This is a genomic window from Nocardia sp. NBC_01009, from assembly GCF_045208035.1.
Classification (GTDB): Bacteria; Actinomycetota; Actinomycetes; order Mycobacteriales; family Mycobacteriaceae; genus Nocardia.
Genome location: NZ_CP108695.1, coordinates 6,019,515 through 6,036,561, shown reverse-complemented (window position 1 = coordinate 6,036,561; position 17,047 = coordinate 6,019,515). Strand labels below are relative to the sequence as shown.

Sequence of the window (17,047 nt, the reverse complement as noted above, 5' to 3'; positions counted from 1 at the left end):
CGTTCGATGCTCGGTGTATGACCCCAACAGTTAGTCCGCTTCAGCTCGCCGTCATCGTCGGAAGCACCCGCTCCGGGCGATTCGGCCCGACCGTCGCCAAGTGGTTCGTCGAACTCGCCGCACAGCGCCAGGAGCTCGGCATCGACCTCATCGACCTCGCGGACATACAGCTGCCACCGCACATGTCCGACAACCCGGGTGAGCAGGGCGCGCAGGCTCTGGCGGAGATGGGTGCCCGCCTCGCGAACGCGGACGCGTTCGTCGTGGTGACACCGGAGTACAACCACAGCTATCCCGCGCCGCTGAAGAACGCGATCGATTGGCATTTCACCCAGTGGCAGGCGAAACCGATCGGATTTGTGTCCTATGGAGGCCTTTCGGGCGGTTTACGTGCTGTCGAACACCTGAAGCAGGTCTTTACGGAGCTGCACGCGGTCACTGTGCGTGACACCGTCAGCTTCCACGGTGCCGCACAGCAATTCGATGCTCTGGGCCTGCCGATCGAGCCCGCACCGAGCAAGGCCGCCGCTACCAAGCTGCTCGACCAACTGGTCTGGTTCGGCGAAGCCCTCCGATCGGCCAGGTCCGAGCGGCCCTATGTCGCTTGACCCGCGACGTTCGATTCAGTAGTCCTCGAGGGTGATGGCGTTGGCAGCGTGGTTGAGCGGCTTCATGATCGGGCGCAGTGCGAGGTCCTGCCACGGCAGGTAGCGCAGCATCCGCATCATGGTGGTCTGCATCCGAATGGCGCCCTTGCTGCCCGCCACCATCTGGCCGGCGTTGTTCCAGCCGAGGGTGAGGTTCAGCTCGACATAGTCGCGCATCTTTTCCTGGTATCTCGGGAAAGCGACGTGGTGGTCGCCTCCGGCCGAGTTGAGTTCCCCCGCAAGGACATACGCGCCGACTACGGCGAGGCTGGTGCCCTGGCCGGACAATGGCGACGGGCTGTAGGCGGCGTCGCCGACCAAGGCAACGCGCCGCAGCGACCACTGGTCGAGGCGGACCTGGCTGACCGAGTCGAAATAGAAGTCCGGGGAGTGGGGCATCGCCTGCAGCAGCGTCGCGGTCTCCCACCCACCGTCGGCGAACGTATCGGTGACCAGACGCTGCTGTCCGGCGACATCCCGGCGGTCGGGCAGGGTTTTCGGTGTCGGAAAGACGAATTGGGCCTTCGCGGCGGACTGCTGGGTGCTGTAGACCTGCACCACTCTGCCCGGCGTGGGATAGATGAGCTCCCAGCGGTCCAGATCGAGGTGATTGGGCACGCTGAATACGCACGCATGCATCCCGGTGTGGCGAACGAACTCGGTTTCGAGCCCGAACACCTGGCGGCGCACGGTCGAATGCAATCCGTCGGCACCGACAACCAGATCGAACACTCGCGTCGGGGCATGTTCGAAACTCACGTGTACCCCGTGCGGCACCTGGGCGATATCGGTGATCGAGTCCCCGAACAGATACTCGACCCCACTCTTGCTCGCGTCGAACATGATTCGGGCGAGATCACCGCGCAGTACCTCCTCGTCACCGGGGGCGCGCATGCCGATCAGATCGGGGCCGAGCGTCGCGAGCGTCTTGCCCGACCTGTTCACCCACGCGCCGCCGCGCATCTGGGTGCTCGCTTTCCGGATCTCGGGTAGCAGACCCATCCGCTCGATGACATTCATTGCGACGCCACGCAGGTCGACCTTGTAGCCGCCTTCCCGAAGAGCAGGAGCTTGCTCGACGACGGTGACGGTAAACCCATATCGGTGCAGCCAGTAGGCGAGGGCCGGGCCTGCGACGCTGGCGCCGGAGATCAAGACGGTCTTATTGGCGAGGCGCTGAGTCGTTGTCATATGGCAAGCGTCGCCGTCGGCGCTCACCGAACGCTCACCGTCTGCCGACCCTTACTCGCCGGCCAGTTGCAGCACCTCGTGGCGTGAGAGAATGCTGCCACGTTGCCGGGCATCGAGGTACTGCCTCGGCCCGAGCAGACGCTCGGCTTCGGCAACAATCCGCGCGACATCGCGGTCGCCGGACGGTGGCGCACCACGTAGGGCAGCTCCGGCGCCGAGCAGCAGGGCTGCGCGCTCAGCGTCGCCTGCCAGCAGACAAGTTTCGGCCAAGCCCTCCACCGCCCCCGCGGCGACGGGCAGGTTGCCGCTGGCCATGGCCGCGGCGAGACCGGCCCGGTGCGCCGACCTGGCCTGCGCCACGTCGCCGTGCGCCGCGGCGACCCAGCCCGATCCGATGAGGATCCGCGCCCGCGTCTCCTGCGCGCTGATCGAGATGTGCCCGCTCAGCTCGAGCGCCAGCGCGTACTCTCGGGCCGCCAGCGCGGAGTCGCCTTCGGCCCGAGCGATATCGCCGAGTCCTCTGCGCGCGTTGGCGCGCATGCTCGGACATCCGATGGTGCGCGAAAACTCCTCGGCACGTTGGTAATCCGAGCGAGCCGCATCGAATGCGCCGCACCGAACCCTGGCATCTGCCCGGCGGTTGAGCAGGTCTGCAGTGTCCTCGACGGTGCCGAGCTGTTCGACCAGCGCGATGGCCTCGTCCATCAACTCCACCGAGCGCGCAGGTTCGCCGCGACCGTCGGCGATCGCTGCCAGCTTGTCCAGCACGGTCGCGATCGCCCACCGGTCGCCGAGCGGGCGGAAACCGTCCAGCGCGGCCGTGAATTCGCGCTCCGCCGCCGACGGCTGTCCGGCGAAGACGAGTTCGAGCCCCTGACCAACGCGCAGGAACGCCTGCGACCATGGATCGGCGCCGAACAGGGTGCGCTGTTGTTCGGCGGGCATGTTGATTTTGCCGCCGCCGATCATCAAGAGCAGCAAGAGATATGGCCGTTGCAACGGCCGGTCGTGATTCGCGATCGCCGTGGCGGCACGCGCGAGGTGCTCGCTCGGATCGCCGTGACCTTGGGCGGCGGTTGCGACGCACAGGGCGTATTCCTCGGCAGGAGTATCGGAACCGAGCCGGTCCAACAGTTGGGTGGCCAGCGGCGCGGATTCGCCGCGCACCCCGCGCAACCACCAGAGCCACGACGACGCCGCGATGAGTCGCACAGCCAACTTCGGGTCGCCGGCGTCCGGCGGCGCATCGAGGTCGGAGACGGTTGCACCCGCGCCGACGGCCCAGCGTAGCGCGCCGAGCAGGTTGGCGTGCTCGGCGGCAAGCCGGGTCAGGAATTCGAGTTGCTCGGGCCCGCGCAGCCGGAGGTCTGCGTGTTCGACCAGTGCTACGAAGTGCTCGGCGTGACGCCGGTTCAGCTGTGCTCTCTCACCGGCTTCGGCGAGCCGCTCCGCGCAGAACTCGCGCACCGTCGCCAGCATGCGGTATCGGCCGGCGTCGACGTCGACCAAGGACTTGTCCACGAGACTCGTCAGCAGATCGTCGGCGTTCGATGAGCCGCACACGCGCTCGGCGTCGGTCAACGTGGCGCCTCCGGTGAAGACCGTGAAACGCCGTGCGAGGGCTTGTTCGTCGGTGTCGAGCAGGTCCCAACTCCACTGGACCACAGCGCGCAGCGTCTGGTGTCGCGGTGCGGCCGTTCGGCTACCGCGGGACAGCAGCCGGAATCGTTGGGCCAGACGGGTTTCGATCTCATCGAGGGCGAGCGTGCGCAGCCTGGCGGCGGCCAGTTCGATCGCCAGCGGCAGACCGTCCAGATCGGCGCAGATCCGTCGTACCGGCCCGATGGTGCCCGCGTCCACCACGAAGCCGGGCCGCGAAGCTGCCGCGCGATCGGCGAACAGTCGCACTGCGGGGGAGCCCAATGCCTCGGAAAGCTTGACGTCTGGTGCGGGCACGGCCAATTGACCTACCGGGAACAAGGTTTCACCGGTGATGTGCAGCGCCTCTCGGCTGGTGGCGAGAATTCGGAGGCCGGGACACGCCGCGAGCAGCCGATGAGCGAGCGCGGCGACGATGTCGATCACCTGCTCGCAGTTGTCCAGGATGATCAGCTGCGCGCGGTCGGCGAGTGCGTCGAGGAGTCGGGATTCGGCGTCTGCCGGGCCGGAATCCGAAGGCAGCAGCCCTGTTTCGCGTACCCCGAATGCCCCGGCGATTGCCCGTACCACCTGCGCGCTGTCGACCCACGGCGAAAGATCGATGAAGTGCGCCGCACCTCGTACGCGAGCGCCTACCTCGACAGCGAGACGGGTCTTACCGGTGCCGCCCGGACCGCTCAGCGTCACCAGCCGTTCCTGTGCGAGCAGCGCCGCCACTTGGCGGAGCTCACGGTCGCGACCGACGAAGCTGGTGAGCTGAGCGGGCATGCGGCGTGCGATCGGGGTCGCCGTGGACTCGGCCCGCAGGATAGCCAGGTGTGCCTCCGTGAGCTCCGCAGCGGGGTCGACGCCCAACTCGTCGGCGAGCAGCTGCCTGGCCTGTGCGAACACGGCAAGCGCCTCCGCCTGCCGCCCACCCGCATACAGCGCCCGCATCAACAGCGCGACGGCTCGTTCACGCAGCGGGTGGGAGACCAACAGCTCCGGTAACTCGGCCGCGACGGCACAGTGATCACCCAGCGCGAGCTGTGCCGCGGCGCGATCCTCCAGCGCGGCGGCCCGTGCGTCGGCAAGGCGTGCCGCATGCGGCACGGCGAAGGGGGCGTCCAAGACGTCGGCGAGGGCCTCGCCGCGCCACAAGCTCAGCGCTTCGGTCAACAGCGTCGCCGCGGCTGCCGGATCCCCGGCGGCCAGTGCCCGACGCCCGTCCTCGGCCAAACAACCGAAGCGGTGCGCGTCTACCCGCTCCGGATCGACGGCGAGCCGATATCCGGCCGGGCTGTGCTCGACGGCTGCGCCGGACGCTGTTGCCTCACGCAATCCACGCCGCAGCCGCGAAACCTGCGACTGCAGGGCGTGCGTCGCATCTGCGGGCGGGTCTTCGCCGTACAGCCCGTCTATCAGCCGTTCACGCCCGACGACGTGTCCGGCATCGAGCAATAGCAGTGCCAACAGTGCGCGAACCTGCGGCCCCCCCGACCGCGACCGGGCTACCGTCCTTTCGCCACACCTCGATCGAGCCCAAGATTCCGAAAAGCATCAGGCGTCGCTCGAATTCGCGACTCGACCTGCGGTAACCATGCCGCAGAGTATGCCAGCACCGATCCGGCGCCGGTGAGCAGTGAGCAGGTGGTGAGCAGGTGGTGAGCGCCGCGGCCGAGGCTTTGTCCTCGAATCGCACACCATCACTTCAGAAGCAAGGCAGGGACTCCATATGTCGAATTTGCACGGCAAAATCGCACTGGTCACCGGATCGTCGCGAGGCATCGGTCGAGCCGTCGCGATGCGATTGGCATCCGATGGCGCGAACGTCATCGTGCACTACGGCAGTAACGAGCAGGCTGCCGCCCAGACCGTGGCCGATATCGAGGCTGCCGGCGGAAAGGCGTTCGCAGTGCGCGCCGCTCTCGGTACCCCGGACGGGGTTGACACCCTGTTTGCCGGACTCGCAGCCGGACCGTTCGGCGAGCGGCTGGACATTCTGGTCAACAACGCGGGCGGCGGCGGTATGGGTGGCTCGATAGTCCAGGTCGAGCCGGAGGATTTCGATCGGCTTTTCGCCGTCAATGTGGCCGCTCCATTCTTCATCCTGCAACACGCGCTGCCCCTGCTGAACGACGGTGGTCGCATCGTCAATATCTCCTCGTGCGCGCCCCGCCTGGCCGCACCCTCACAGGTGGCCTACGCGATGAGCAAGGGCGCCATCGATGTCCTGGGCAGGACCCTCGCCGTCGAACTCGGGCCGCGCGGAATCACGGTGAACACCGTCGCCCCCGGCGCAACCGAGACCGACAGCACCGCAGCCATGTTCGCCATCCCGGAGGCCAGCGCGATGATGGCCTCGATGACCGCGCTCGGCCGATCGGGCCGCCCTGCTGACATTGCCGATGTCGTCGCGTTCCTGGCCTCGGACGATGCCCGCTGGATCACTGCCAACATCATCGACGCCAGTGGAGGCATGTTTCTGAGCCCGGCGACGGGGCACTGAACGGCAAGGTGGCCCGGTTGCGCCGGCCGGGATGCGGACCGTGTACGCCTGGAGGCGGCGCAGGAGTAACGTTAGCGATCCGATCCCACTTCTCGAGCCGAGGCCGTCGTGCATGAAATGGCGATCACGCAGAGTGTCATCGCCGCCGTGTGTGGACACGCGGCGGGACGGAAGGTGCACAGTGTCACCGTCGCGGTCGGTACGCTCTGTGCGGTGGTTCCCGACGCGATGCAGTTCTGCTTCGAGCTGGCCGCCGAAGGCACGGTCGCGGAAGGGGCACGGCTCGAGATCGAGCAGGTACCGGGCCGGGCCAGCTGCCGGTCCTGCGGCGCGGACTTCACGCTGACCGACCTGATGGTGTTGTGTCACTGCGGAAGTGCCGACGTCGATGTGATTTCCGGGCGGGAACTGCGAATCCGGTCGATGGAAGTGAGCGAAGAATGTGCGCAACCTGCGGATGTGGTAACGACACAACAGCCATGATCACCGTCCCGCACGATCACGAGCCTCACCACGATCATGGCGAGGGTCACGGTCACCACCATGATCACGGCGCTGATCATGTGCACCTGCCGGTGACCGAAACGATCACCCTCGAGCAGAAGATCCTGGCGAAGAACGACCTGCTGGCTCGCCATAATCGTGAATGGCTCGAACAGCGAAATATCGTGGCGTTCAACATGACCAGCTCGCCGGGCGCGGGCAAGACAACACTCCTCGAGCGCACCATCAGAGAGCTCGGCGAAGTACCGATCGCCGTCATCGAGGGCGATCAGGAGACCCTGTTGGATGCAGAGCGCATCAAGGCGACCGGCTGCGCGGTGGTGCAGATCAATACCGGCGCCGGTTGCCATCTGGACGCCGACATGCTGCGGCGCGCCTTTGATGCCCTGTCGCCTGCACCGGGCACTCTGTTGTTCATCGAGAATGTCGGCAATCTGGTCTGCCCTGCGCTGTTCGATCTGGGTGAGCGCAGCAAGGTCGTCGTCATCTCGGTGACCGAGGGGACCGACAAGCCACTCAAGTACCCACATATGTTCGCGGCCGCAGGTCTTGTCATTGTCAACAAGACCGATCTGCTGCCCTATGTAGATTTCGATCTGGATAAATGTCGCGAATATGCCCGTTCGATCAACCCAGGCGTCGAAATGCTGCCGATGTCGGTGACCACTGGCGACGGCGTGGGGTGCTGGTACGACTGGCTTGCGAAGGAACGCGGTGCGGCCAGTCTTGATCATGTTGTCGAGCGAGCCTAAACTCTTGTGATCAGGGTCACATAGCGGTGACGTTCTTCAAAATGGGCGAGACCGTCACCCGGTGTCCGGACTTCGGAAGGTGGCGTTTGTGCCAACTCAGGAAGCAGTCCGAGCCGAAGAAACGTTGATCCATGTCTTGTGGATCAACGCCGGCCTAGGTTGTGACGGTGACTCGGTGGCTCTAACTGCGGCCACTCAGCCGAGCATCGAAGAGATTGCACTGGGGGCGCTCCCCGGCTTGCCGAAGATCGCGGTTCATTGGCCGCTCATCGATTTCGAATGCGGACCGACGGGCGGTGCCGACGACTTCCTCGAATGGTTCTTCAAAGCGGATCGCGGTGAATTGGAACCGTTCGTGCTGGTCGTGGAAGGGTCGATTCCGAACGAGCAATTGCACGAAGAAGGCTACTGGTGCGGGTTCGGTAATAACCCCGACACCGGTCAGCCGATGACGACCAGTGAATGGCTCGACCGCCTCGCACCCAAAGCGACCGCTGTTGTCGCGGTCGGCACCTGTGCCACCTACGGCGGCATCCATGCGATGGCAGGCAACCCGACGGGCGCCATGGGCGTGCCGGACTACCTCGGCTGGACCTGGAAGAGCAAGGCGGATATCCCGATCGTCTGCGTTCCCGGTTGCCCGATTCAGCCGGACAACCTGTCGGAGACACTGACGTACCTGCTCTACATGGCAACCGGCCAGGCGCCGATGATCCCCCTCGACGAAGCGTTGCGGCCGAAATGGCTGTTCGGCGCTACCGTGCACGAGGGCTGTGACCGGGCGGGCTACTACGAGCAGGGTGACTTCGCCACGGAATACGGTTCGCCGAAATGCATTGTGAAACTGGGATGTTGGGGCCCGGTAGTCAAATGCAATGTGCCCAAACGCGGTTGGATCAACGGCATCGGTGGCTGCCCGAATGTGGGTGGCATCTGCATCGGCTGCACTATGCCCGGATTTCCCGACAAGTTCATGCCGTTCATGGACGAGCCGCCGGGCGGAAAGCTCTCCTCCACTGCATCAGGTCTCTATGGGTCGGTGATTCGCAGCCTGCGTCACATCACCGGCAACACACTCGACAAAGAACCCCGCTGGCGCCACAAGGGTAAGAAGCTGGAATCCGGCGCGTCGCGCACCTGGTAGGAGAATCTTCGATGACACAGATTATCCCGGAGCCGTCGCACCGAAAGATCGATCCCGACAGTCTCGTCGAAATGGCGTGGGATCCGATCACTCGTATCGTCGGCAGCCTAGGTATCTACACCAAAATAGATTTCGAGAATCGTGAGGTGGTCGAGTGCCACAGCACCTCGTCCATCTTCCGCGGATACTCGATCTTCATGCGCGGCAAGGATCCTCGTGACGCGCACTTCATCACCAGCCGCATCTGTGGAATCTGCGGCGACAATCACGCCACCTGCTCTTGCTATTGCCAGAACATGGCGTACGGAGTGAAGCCGCCGAACTTGGGAGAGTGGATCGTCAATCTGGGCGAGGCCGCCGAGTATATGTTCGATCACAACATCTTTCAGGAGAACCTCGTCGGCGTGGACTTCTGCGAAAAGATGGTCGCCGAAACCAATCCCGGCGTGCTGGCGATGGCGGAGAAAACACTGTCACCGCATTCCAACGAACACGGTTATCGGACCATCGCCGACATCATGCGGGCCCTCAACCCGTTCACCGGCGAGTTCTATCGCGAGGCACTTCAGGTCAGCCGCTCCACCCGCGAGATGTTCTGCCTGATGGAGGGTAGGCATGTGCATCCGTCGACGCTGTATCCCGGCGGTGTCGGTACGGTCGCGACGATTCAGCTGATGACCGACTACATGTCTCGGCTGATGCGCTACGTCGAGTTCATGAAGAAGGTCGTGCCGATGCACGACGATCTGTTCGACTTCTTCTACGAGGCACTGCCCGGCTACGACCAGGTGGGCCTGCGTCGCACGCTGCTCGGCTGCTGGGGTTCGTTCCAGGATCCCGACGTGTGCAACTTCGCCTACAAGGACATGGAGGCGTGGGGCCGCAAGATGTTCGTCACCCCGGGCATCGTGGTCGACGGCAAGCTGATCACCACCTCCTTGGTCGACATCAACCTCGGCCTCCGAATCCTCTTGGGTAGTTCGTATTACGAGGACTGGACCGATCAGGAGATGTTCGTGAAAACCGACCCGCTCGGTAATCCGATCGATCGTCGCCACCCGTGGAACCAGCACACCAACCCCAGGCCGCAGAAGCGCGACATGGACGACAAGTACAGCTGGGTGATGTCACCTCGCTGGTTCGACGGCACCGACCATCTCGCACTCGACACCGGCGGCGGGCCGCTGGCGCGGCTGTGGGCGACGGCGCTGGCCGGTCTTGTCGACAACGGCTATGTGAAGTCGACGGGGCACAGTGTGCAGATCAACCTGCCGAAGACCGCGCTCAAAGGCCCGGTGACCTTCGAATGGAAGGTCCCCGCCTACGGCAGCAACACCATCGAACGCAACCGCGCCCGCACCTACTTCCAGGCCTACGCGGCGGCGAGCGCGCTGCACTTCGCCGAGAAGGCTTTGGCGGAGATTCGCGCGGGCCGCACCAAGACCTGGGAGAAGTTCGAGGTGCCCGACGAGGGTATCGGCTGTGGCTTCACCGAGGCCGTGCGTGGCGTGCTGTCGCACCACATGGTCATCCGGGACGGCAAGATCGCGAACTACCATCCGTATCCGCCGACGCCGTGGAATGCCAGCCCCCGCGACAGCTTCGGCACGCCCGGCCCCTATGAGGATGCGGTGCAGGGGCAACCGATCTTCGAGGAGAACGATCGGGATCATTTCAAGGGCATCGACATCATGCGTACCGTGCGCAGTTTCGATCCGTGCCTGCCATGCGGCGTGCACATGTATCTCGGCAACGGAAAGACGCTGGAGAAGCTGCACTCCCCGACACAAACGCTCACCGCTGAGTGAGCCGAACCGGGCGACGCGACAGGAGACGACAGTGGACGATCGCCCGGAGCAACAGCACGTCGCTGCGGCGTACGAACCAGAGCAGCCGGAATCGGGTCGCTGGCGAGATGCCGGCGAGCGCATCGAATCCCTGCTCGAAGCCAGCGCCGTCGGCGGCACGGCGGCGCGCGAACGCGCCGAGCAATTGGTGCGTGAGGTCGCGGATCTGTACGGCGCCGCGTTGGCACGCGTATTACAGCTGGTCGACGGCCCCGCCGTCGACCGGCTGGCGCGTGACGACCTGGTGGCCAGCCTGCTGCTCGTGCACGGCCTGCATCCGCACGACCTGCACACGCGAGTGCTGACCGCGTTGGACAGTGTGCGGCCCTACCTCGGGTCGCACGGTGGAGATGTGGAATTGCTCGATGTCGCCGACGGGGTGGTGCGACTCGAATTCGCGGGCAGCTGCCGCACCTGCCCGTCGTCATCGGTAACGCTCGAGCTGGCAGTGGAAGACGCGGTGCGCGCGGCCGCACCGGAGATCGAACGCATCGAAGTGGTTGCCGCGCAACAGGAGTCGGCGTCGAGTCTGATCTCGGCCGACTCGTTGTTCGCCCGGGTGCATGCGCACGAATCGCAGTCGGGCAGTTGGATCGCCGTGCCAGAGCTTGCGCAGTTGCAGCCGGGCGAGGTCGGTGGGTTCGCCGTCGGCGGGCTGCCGATCCTGGCCTGCCGGGTCGGTGACGGTCTGTTCGCCTACCAGGACCATTGTCCGGCGTGTGGGAAGTCGCTGGCGGGCGCGGCATTGCAGCGCCGGGTCGGATTCACGGTCGGCGACGCGGTGCTGCGGTGCCCGACCTGCCTTGCCCATTTCGATGTCGTGCACGCCGGCGCCCGAGTCGACGGCGACGGGCACCTCGATCCGCTGCCCGTGCTGGTGCGCTCCGGTGAGTTGTCGGTAGCGGTGCCGGTGGGGGTGCGCGGGTGACGACACCGTTCCATGTCCTACAGCGCATCACCGCCGACCGGAGACCGGCGGTGCGTGCGGGCGAGCGGTGTGAAATGTGTGCCGAGCCGATTGCCGATGTCCATCAGCACGTGGTGGATATCGAAGGTAGGCAATTGATGTGCGTCTGCCGAGGCTGCTACCTGCTGTTCACAGCTGAGAACGCCGCCCTGCGGTACCGGGCGGTGCCCGATCGCTATCTGTTCTTCCCCGACTTCACCATCAGCCAGGGTGAGTGGGACGCGCTCGAGATCCCGGTGGGCCTGGCGTTCTTCTTCCGCAATTCCGCGCTCGGCAAGACCGTCGCGTTCTATCCGGGTCCGGCGGGAGCGACGGAATCGGAATTGCCGCTGGAACAGTGGCGCTCGGTGCTGGAGCGACATCCGGAACTCGACGCGCTCGCCGCCGATGTCGAGGCACTACTGATTCGCGTGCCCGAACGCGGCACCACCGACGCGGTATGCCTGCTGCTGCCGATCGATGCGTGCTACGAATTCGTCGGCCGGATGCGGATGCTGTGGCGCGGTTTCGATGGCGGTCAGGATGTTCGCCGCTATATGGACGAATTCTTCACCGAGATGTCGGCACGTGCCCGGCCAGGTGGTGTGCGATGAGCCCCGTCTACTCGACCACCTTCGCCGTTCTCGGGATCAAGCCGGAGCCCTACGCGGTGGCGCCGATCCTGTCCGCGCGTGTCGGCATCGCCGCGCTCGGCGAAGACCCGGTGCACGCGATCGCACTGCGAGCGCAAGTGCGCATCGAGCCGTACCGCCGTACCTATACCGACGAGGAGAGCGCAGGTCTGGCCGACCTGTTCGGTCCGCGTGAGCGGTGGCAGGACACGCAGCGCTCGTTTCTCTGGATGCATTGCGCCACCATGATTCCCGGATTCAATGGCGGCACCGAGGTAGACCTGCCGATGCCGTGCACCTACGACTTCGAGGTGACAGGGTCCAAATATCTGCACGCGCTGCGCGGTGGCACCGTGCCGTTGATCTTCCTGTTCAGCGGCACCGTTTTCTTCAAGGGGCAGACCGGTTTCGCCATCCAACAGATTCCATGGGACCGCGAGGACAAGTTCGATATGCCGGTTTCGGTCTGGCACGACCTCGTGGCCGCGCACTTCCCGAACTCCGGCTGGGTGCGCTTGGGCACGGAAACCCTCGACGCGCTCGCCGCGTACAAGTCCGGCCACGGCATGCTCGGTTTCGACGACGCGGTCACACACCTGCTGGCTTCCTCGACCGAGGAGATCCCATGAGCGCCGCCATATCTCCCGGCGCAGCGCGGGCGCGTGCGGTCGCCGATGCTGTGCTCTACGAGGGCTATCTGCTCTACCCCTACCGGGCGAATTCCAGCAAGAACCAATCTCGCTGGCAGTTCGGTGTGCTGGGGCCCGAAGGCGCGGCGCAGGCAGGTCTCGGCGAGGAGTCGAGCCTGTCGGCGCAATGTCTGCTCACCGCGGGTGACGCGGCATCGATCACGCTGACCGTCCGCTTTCTGCAGTTGCAACACCGCCTCGCGGTGGATGCCGACGGTCACTCGGTCGACGAACTCGTGGTCGGCGCGCGATCCTGGATCACGTGGGACGAAGCCGTCGAGCGTGAAATGACCTTCGGCCCACTTCCGGCCACCGACACGACACAGCCGGTGCACATTCCCGGTGGCTTCGATGTGGAGGAGATCGTCGACGCCGAGGGCCGGGCGGCGGGCCGATTGGTACGCACCCGTCTGCCGGTGGAAGGCCGGCTGGCGATGTCGGTGCGGCGCGATGAGGGCCACCTGCGCCTCACGGTCGAGGTCCGGAATGTCGGCCCGGCCGCGACCGATAAGGACGATGCCATCGCGCGCTCACTGATCGGAGCGCACGTCATCGCCGAAGTCGATGGCGCGCGGTTCATTTCGCTACTCGAAGCGCCCTCGGACGCGACCGACGCCATCGCACGCTGCCACCAGCACCGCTGCTTTCCGGTGCTGGCGGGCCCGCCCGATGACGACAGCCTGCTGTTGATCTCCCCGATCATTCTCTACGACCACCCCGAGATCGCCGAGCAGAGCGAGGGACCGCTGTTCGATTCCACCGAGATCGACGAGATCCTCACCTTGCGCGTGATGACGATGACCGACGAAGAGAAAGCGCAGGCCCGCGCCACCGATGCGCGCGCGGCCCAGATCATCGATCGCTGTGACGGCATGACTCCGGAGGCGATGCAGCTACTGCACGGGGTGCTGCGAGACCCACACCTGGGGCGACCGGATCTCGGTCCACTGGACCCCATCGAATCGGGCGCTACGCTACCGCGGCTGGTGCCGGAAATCCCCGAAGGCGTCGACTGGTGGGATCCATTGGCGGACAACGCTGTTGCGCCGGAATCGGACGCGGTCTCGGTTCAGGGTGTTCGCGTGAGCCGAGGCAGCCTGGTCCGGCTGCATCCCGCACGGCGTGCGGACGCCCAGGATCTGTTCTTCGACGGCAAGCTCGCGCGTGTCACCTCGGTGCACGAAGACGTCGACGGTCAGGCCCATGTCGGGGTCGTCATCGCGGACGATCCAGCTGCCGACCTGCACGAATGGTATGGCCGCTATCTGTATTTCGCGCCGGAAGAAATCGAACCACTCAGCAGCCCGGAGAACGGAAAGGAAGGTCTGCCATGGAAACGGTGGGATTGATCGCGACAGGAGTGGTCGCGCTGATAGTAGTGGGCGGTCTCTACCTCGGTGTCCGGTCGATACCGGACCTCAAGCGCTATTTGAAGATTCGGCACATGTAGCCGACAGGAAGCGCACCGGGAAAGGAGCGAGCAGACGGCCAAGGTACTGGTCGCCGGGATCGGCAATATCTTCTTCGGCGACGACGGATTCGGACCGGAGGTGGTGCGGCGGTTGCCGCCGCATCCCGAGAGTGCCGTGCGCGTGGTCGACTACGGAATCCGTGGCATGCACCTCGCCTACGACCTGCTCGACCAGTGGGACGCACTGGTGCTGATCGACGCCGTGCCGAATCGCGGCACTCCGGGTGCGCTCGTGGTCTTTCACGCGGAGCCCGATCCTACGAGCGCGGCGCCACTCGACGCCCATGCCATGAATCCGGATGCCGTGTTCGCGGGTGTGCGAGCGCTCGGCGGGACGGTGCCGCCGACGGTCGTCGTCGGCTGTCAGGTCGAGTCCATTGCGGAGGGGATCGGCCTGTCCGGGCCGGTCGCCGCGGCGGTGGACGCGGCGGTGGACGCCGTCGATCGCGTCGTCGCGGACCTGCTGAGCACACGACAGGAGGTGTGAACGATGTGCCTCGGTATCCCGGGCCGGGTCGTCGAGATTCTCGACGGCTACCACAACCAGATCGCGCTGGTGGATGTCTCCGGCGAGAAGCGGAAGGTGAATGTCGGTCTCCTCGAGGATGATCCGGCGCAACCCGGCGACTGGGTGATCATTCACATGGGCTTCGTGATCGAGAAGACCGACGAGGCAGGCGCGGCGCAGGCGTTGGACGGACTTCGCCTGCTCGGCAGCGGTGGCGAGCCGTGACCGGCGCGCGAGCACGGCGGCGGCTGATCGTCCGCGGCGTGGTGCAGGGCGTCGGATTCCGTCCGTTCGTCTACACCACAGCGGCCGAACTGGCGTTGTCCGGCAGCGTGTCGAACAACAGTTCCGGTGTGATCGTCGAAGTCGAAGGCGCGCCTGCGGATCTGGACGAGTTCACGCGCCGGGTTCGACATCGTCCCCCGCCGCTCGCCGTAGTCGAATCGGTGCACGAGGTCGCTGTCGCGGTGCGCGGTGGCACCGGATTCCGCATTGCAGACACCACCCGAGACGGCGGCGGCCGCACCCTGGCCTCGCCCGATGTCGCGATGTGCGCGGACTGTGCTCGCGAACTGCGTGATCCACAGAACCGCCGCTACCGCCATCCCTTCATCAACTGCACCAACTGCGGTCCACGGTTCACCATCATCGCCGGTCTGCCTTATGACCGCGCACAAACCTCGATGGCCGACTTCGCGATGTGCGAGCGCTGCGCTCGCGAATACGCCGACCCGGCCGACCGGCGTTTCCACGCCCAGCCGATCGCGTGCCCGGACTGCGGTCCAACCCTCGACTATTTTGCGAGGGACCCGAATGCGGCTGTGCCACAGATGATCTCGGAAGATATGCGCTGCCACCCCGGCGACCCGTTGACCGCCGCAAGGGACTTGCTGCGCACGGGTGGGATTCTCGCGGTGAAGGGCATCGGCGGCTACCACCTCGCCTGCGATGCCGGGAACGAGGCCGCTGTTGCCGAGTTGCGCAGGAGAAAGCGCCGCGGCGACAAGCCTTTCGCCATCATGGTCGAGGATCTGGCCGCGGCGCGCTCGATCGTCCATGTCCAGGAGACCGGCGCCGCCCTGCTGACCTGTCCGCAACGACCGATCGTGCTGTTGGCCCGCGGTGACCGCGTGCTTGCCGAATCCGTCGCGCCGCGCAACCCGGATCTCGGCATCATGCTCGCCTACGCTCCGCTGCACGTGCTGCTGTTCGGTCTGCCCGGCGATCCACCCGGTCCGCAGGCCCTGGTGATGACCTCGGGCAACCTCGGCGGCGAGCCGATCTGCTACGACGACGCCGATGCGCGCGAGCGGCTCGGCGATCTCGCCGACGGCTGGCTCTCGCACAACCGTCGCATCCTCGTACCCTGCGACGACTCGGTGGTGCGGCTGGTCGACGGGATCGAACTCCCGATCCGGCGATCGCGTGGCTATGCGCCGATGCCGTTGGCGCTACCGGTCCCCGTGCCGCCCACCGTCGCGGTGGGCGGCGACCTCAAGAACACCTGTGCGGTGGCCGACGGCCGCTACGCGTGGCTCAGCCAGCACATCGGTGATATGGACGATCTGGCGACCCTGCGCGCGTTCGGCGCTGCCGAACAGCATCTGGAGGACCTCACCGGCGTCCGCCCGACGCAGCTTGCGGTCGACGCGCACCCGCTCTACCGGTCCACCGCGTGGGCGCGGCAGCATGCGGGTGACCGGCCCATCCGGACGGTCCAGCACCACCACGCCCACATCGCCGCGGTGATGGGCGAGCACGGGCTCGGCGAATCGGCGACGGTCGTCGGTCTTGCCTTCGACGGGACGGGGTTCGGTCCCGACGGGGCAGTCTGGGGTGGTGAGGTGCTGCTCGCCGGCTACAAGGGGTTCCGGCGACTCGCGCACCTGAAATACGTGCCGCTGGCCGGTGGCGATGTGAGTGTGCAGCGGCCGTACCGGATGGCGCTGGCACACCTGCGAGCGGCGGGCATCGAGTGGTCGCCGTCCATCGCGTCGGTCGCGGCATGTCCGGTAAACGAAAAAGGTGTGCTGTCTCATCAATTCGAGACCGGCCTCGGCTGTGTGCCGACCTCGAGCATGGGGCGGCTGTTCGACGCTGTGTCATCGTTGGCCGGCGTGCGGCACGTCGCCGATTATGAAGCGCAGGCCGCGATCGAACTGGAAGGCTTGTCCCGCGACGTCGCTGCCGACGCCATCGGCCCACACACCTACCGGTTCGCGCTGGATCACGACGTCGAGCCCGTTGTGATCGACTCGGCGCCGGTAGTCGCGGCCGTGGTCGCCGACTCGACGCGCGGTGTCGCACCCGCTGTGATCGGCGCGCGATTCCATCGGGCCGTCGCGCGCCTTGTCCTCGAACTGGCGCTCGCCTACGCGAGCGAATCGACGACCATCGCCCTGTCGGGCGGGGTCTTCCAGAACGCCTTGTTGTTGTCGCAGTCGCGAACATTGCTGCGGGGAAACGGATTCCACGTCCTGTGTCATCGTCGGCTGCCGCCGAATGATGGCGGTCTCGCGTTCGGGCAGATACTCGCCGCGGGCGCGGGCTGAGCGAAAGGAGAGCCGAC

At 65.8% G+C, this 17,047-nt stretch carries 16 protein-coding genes; 14 read left to right on the top strand and 2 right to left on the bottom strand.

What is annotated here, in order from left to right:
• The first annotated feature begins 17 nt into the window (after positions 1–17).
• Positions 18–608 (top strand): NADPH-dependent FMN reductase, encoded by a 591-nt coding sequence (locus tag OHA42_RS27050; protein WP_406230624.1) that lies wholly within the window; start codon positions 18–20, stop codon positions 606–608.
• A gap of 15 nt (positions 609–623) precedes the next feature.
• On the opposite strand, the gene OHA42_RS27045 is transcribed toward OHA42_RS27050, so the two are convergent.
• Together OHA42_RS27045 and OHA42_RS27040 are read right to left on the bottom strand one after the other, a co-directional pair.
• Positions 624–1,838 carry an FAD-dependent monooxygenase gene (locus OHA42_RS27045; RefSeq protein WP_406230623.1) on the bottom strand — a complete coding sequence of 405 codons (1,215 nt, stop codon included), beginning with the start codon at positions 1,836–1,838 and terminating at the stop codon, positions 624–626.
• 51 nt (positions 1,839–1,889) lie between these two features.
• Positions 1,890–4,949, bottom strand: coding sequence for a BTAD domain-containing putative transcriptional regulator (locus OHA42_RS27040; RefSeq protein ID WP_406230622.1), 3,060 nt, complete (start codon positions 4,947–4,949; stop codon positions 1,890–1,892).
• A 262-nt stretch (positions 4,950–5,211) separates the two neighbouring features.
• Here OHA42_RS27040 and OHA42_RS27035 point away from each other — a divergent pair, with 262 nt between their 5' ends.
• From OHA42_RS27035 to hypF, 13 genes are all read left to right on the top strand, one after another.
• The gene (locus OHA42_RS27035; protein WP_406230621.1) at positions 5,212–5,985 is read left to right on the top strand and encodes an SDR family NAD(P)-dependent oxidoreductase; all 774 of its coding nucleotides are present in this window, start codon (positions 5,212–5,214) and stop codon (positions 5,983–5,985) included.
• Positions 5,986–6,093: 108 nt separating this feature from the next.
• Positions 6,094–6,468 carry a hydrogenase maturation nickel metallochaperone HypA gene (gene hypA, locus OHA42_RS27030; protein ID WP_406230620.1) on the top strand — a complete coding sequence of 125 codons (375 nt, stop codon included), beginning with the start codon at positions 6,094–6,096 and terminating at the stop codon, positions 6,466–6,468.
• A complete protein-coding gene (gene hypB, locus OHA42_RS27025; protein ID WP_406230619.1) occupies positions 6,426–7,241 on the top strand; it encodes a hydrogenase nickel incorporation protein HypB in 816 nt (271 codons plus the stop codon). The genes hypA and hypB overlap by 43 nt, the downstream gene beginning before the upstream one ends.
• A gap of 88 nt (positions 7,242–7,329) precedes the next feature.
• Positions 7,330–8,385: a hydrogenase expression protein HypE gene (locus OHA42_RS27020; RefSeq protein WP_406230618.1), complete on the top strand. Its 1,056-nt coding sequence runs from the start codon at positions 7,330–7,332 to the stop codon at positions 8,383–8,385.
• A gap of 11 nt (positions 8,386–8,396) precedes the next feature.
• The gene (locus OHA42_RS27015; protein WP_406230617.1) at positions 8,397–10,193 is read left to right on the top strand and encodes a nickel-dependent hydrogenase large subunit; all 1,797 of its coding nucleotides are present in this window, start codon (positions 8,397–8,399) and stop codon (positions 10,191–10,193) included.
• Between the two features lie 31 nt (positions 10,194–10,224).
• Positions 10,225–11,160: a NifU family protein gene (locus OHA42_RS27010; RefSeq protein WP_406230616.1), complete on the top strand. Its 936-nt coding sequence runs from the start codon at positions 10,225–10,227 to the stop codon at positions 11,158–11,160.
• Positions 11,157–11,792 carry a DUF5947 family protein gene (locus tag OHA42_RS27005; protein ID WP_406230615.1) on the top strand — a complete coding sequence of 212 codons (636 nt, stop codon included), beginning with the start codon at positions 11,157–11,159 and terminating at the stop codon, positions 11,790–11,792. The genes OHA42_RS27010 and OHA42_RS27005 overlap by 4 nt, the downstream gene beginning before the upstream one ends.
• Positions 11,789–12,439 carry a DUF6084 family protein gene (locus tag OHA42_RS27000; protein ID WP_406230614.1) on the top strand — a complete coding sequence of 217 codons (651 nt, stop codon included), beginning with the start codon at positions 11,789–11,791 and terminating at the stop codon, positions 12,437–12,439. Before OHA42_RS27005 ends, OHA42_RS27000 begins: the two co-directional genes overlap by 4 nt.
• Positions 12,440–12,447: 8 nt before the next feature.
• A complete protein-coding gene (locus OHA42_RS26995) occupies positions 12,448–13,848 on the top strand; it encodes a hypothetical protein (RefSeq protein ID WP_406239634.1) in 1,401 nt (466 codons plus the stop codon).
• On the top strand, positions 13,830–13,949 hold the full coding sequence (locus OHA42_RS26990; RefSeq protein ID WP_406230613.1) for a DUF6893 family small protein: 120 nt from the start codon (positions 13,830–13,832) through the stop codon (positions 13,947–13,949). Before OHA42_RS26995 ends, OHA42_RS26990 begins: the two co-directional genes overlap by 19 nt.
• A gap of 46 nt (positions 13,950–13,995) precedes the next feature.
• The gene (locus tag OHA42_RS26985; protein WP_406239632.1) at positions 13,996–14,457 is read left to right on the top strand and encodes a hydrogenase maturation protease; all 462 of its coding nucleotides are present in this window, start codon (positions 13,996–13,998) and stop codon (positions 14,455–14,457) included.
• A 3-nt stretch (positions 14,458–14,460) separates the two neighbouring features.
• Positions 14,461–14,703: a HypC/HybG/HupF family hydrogenase formation chaperone gene (locus OHA42_RS26980; RefSeq protein ID WP_406230612.1), complete on the top strand. Its 243-nt coding sequence runs from the start codon at positions 14,461–14,463 to the stop codon at positions 14,701–14,703.
• Positions 14,700–17,030 (top strand): carbamoyltransferase HypF, encoded by a 2,331-nt coding sequence (gene hypF / locus OHA42_RS26975; RefSeq protein WP_406230611.1) that lies wholly within the window; start codon positions 14,700–14,702, stop codon positions 17,028–17,030. Before OHA42_RS26980 ends, hypF begins: the two co-directional genes overlap by 4 nt.
• The last annotated feature ends 17 nt before the right edge of the window (positions 17,031–17,047 follow it).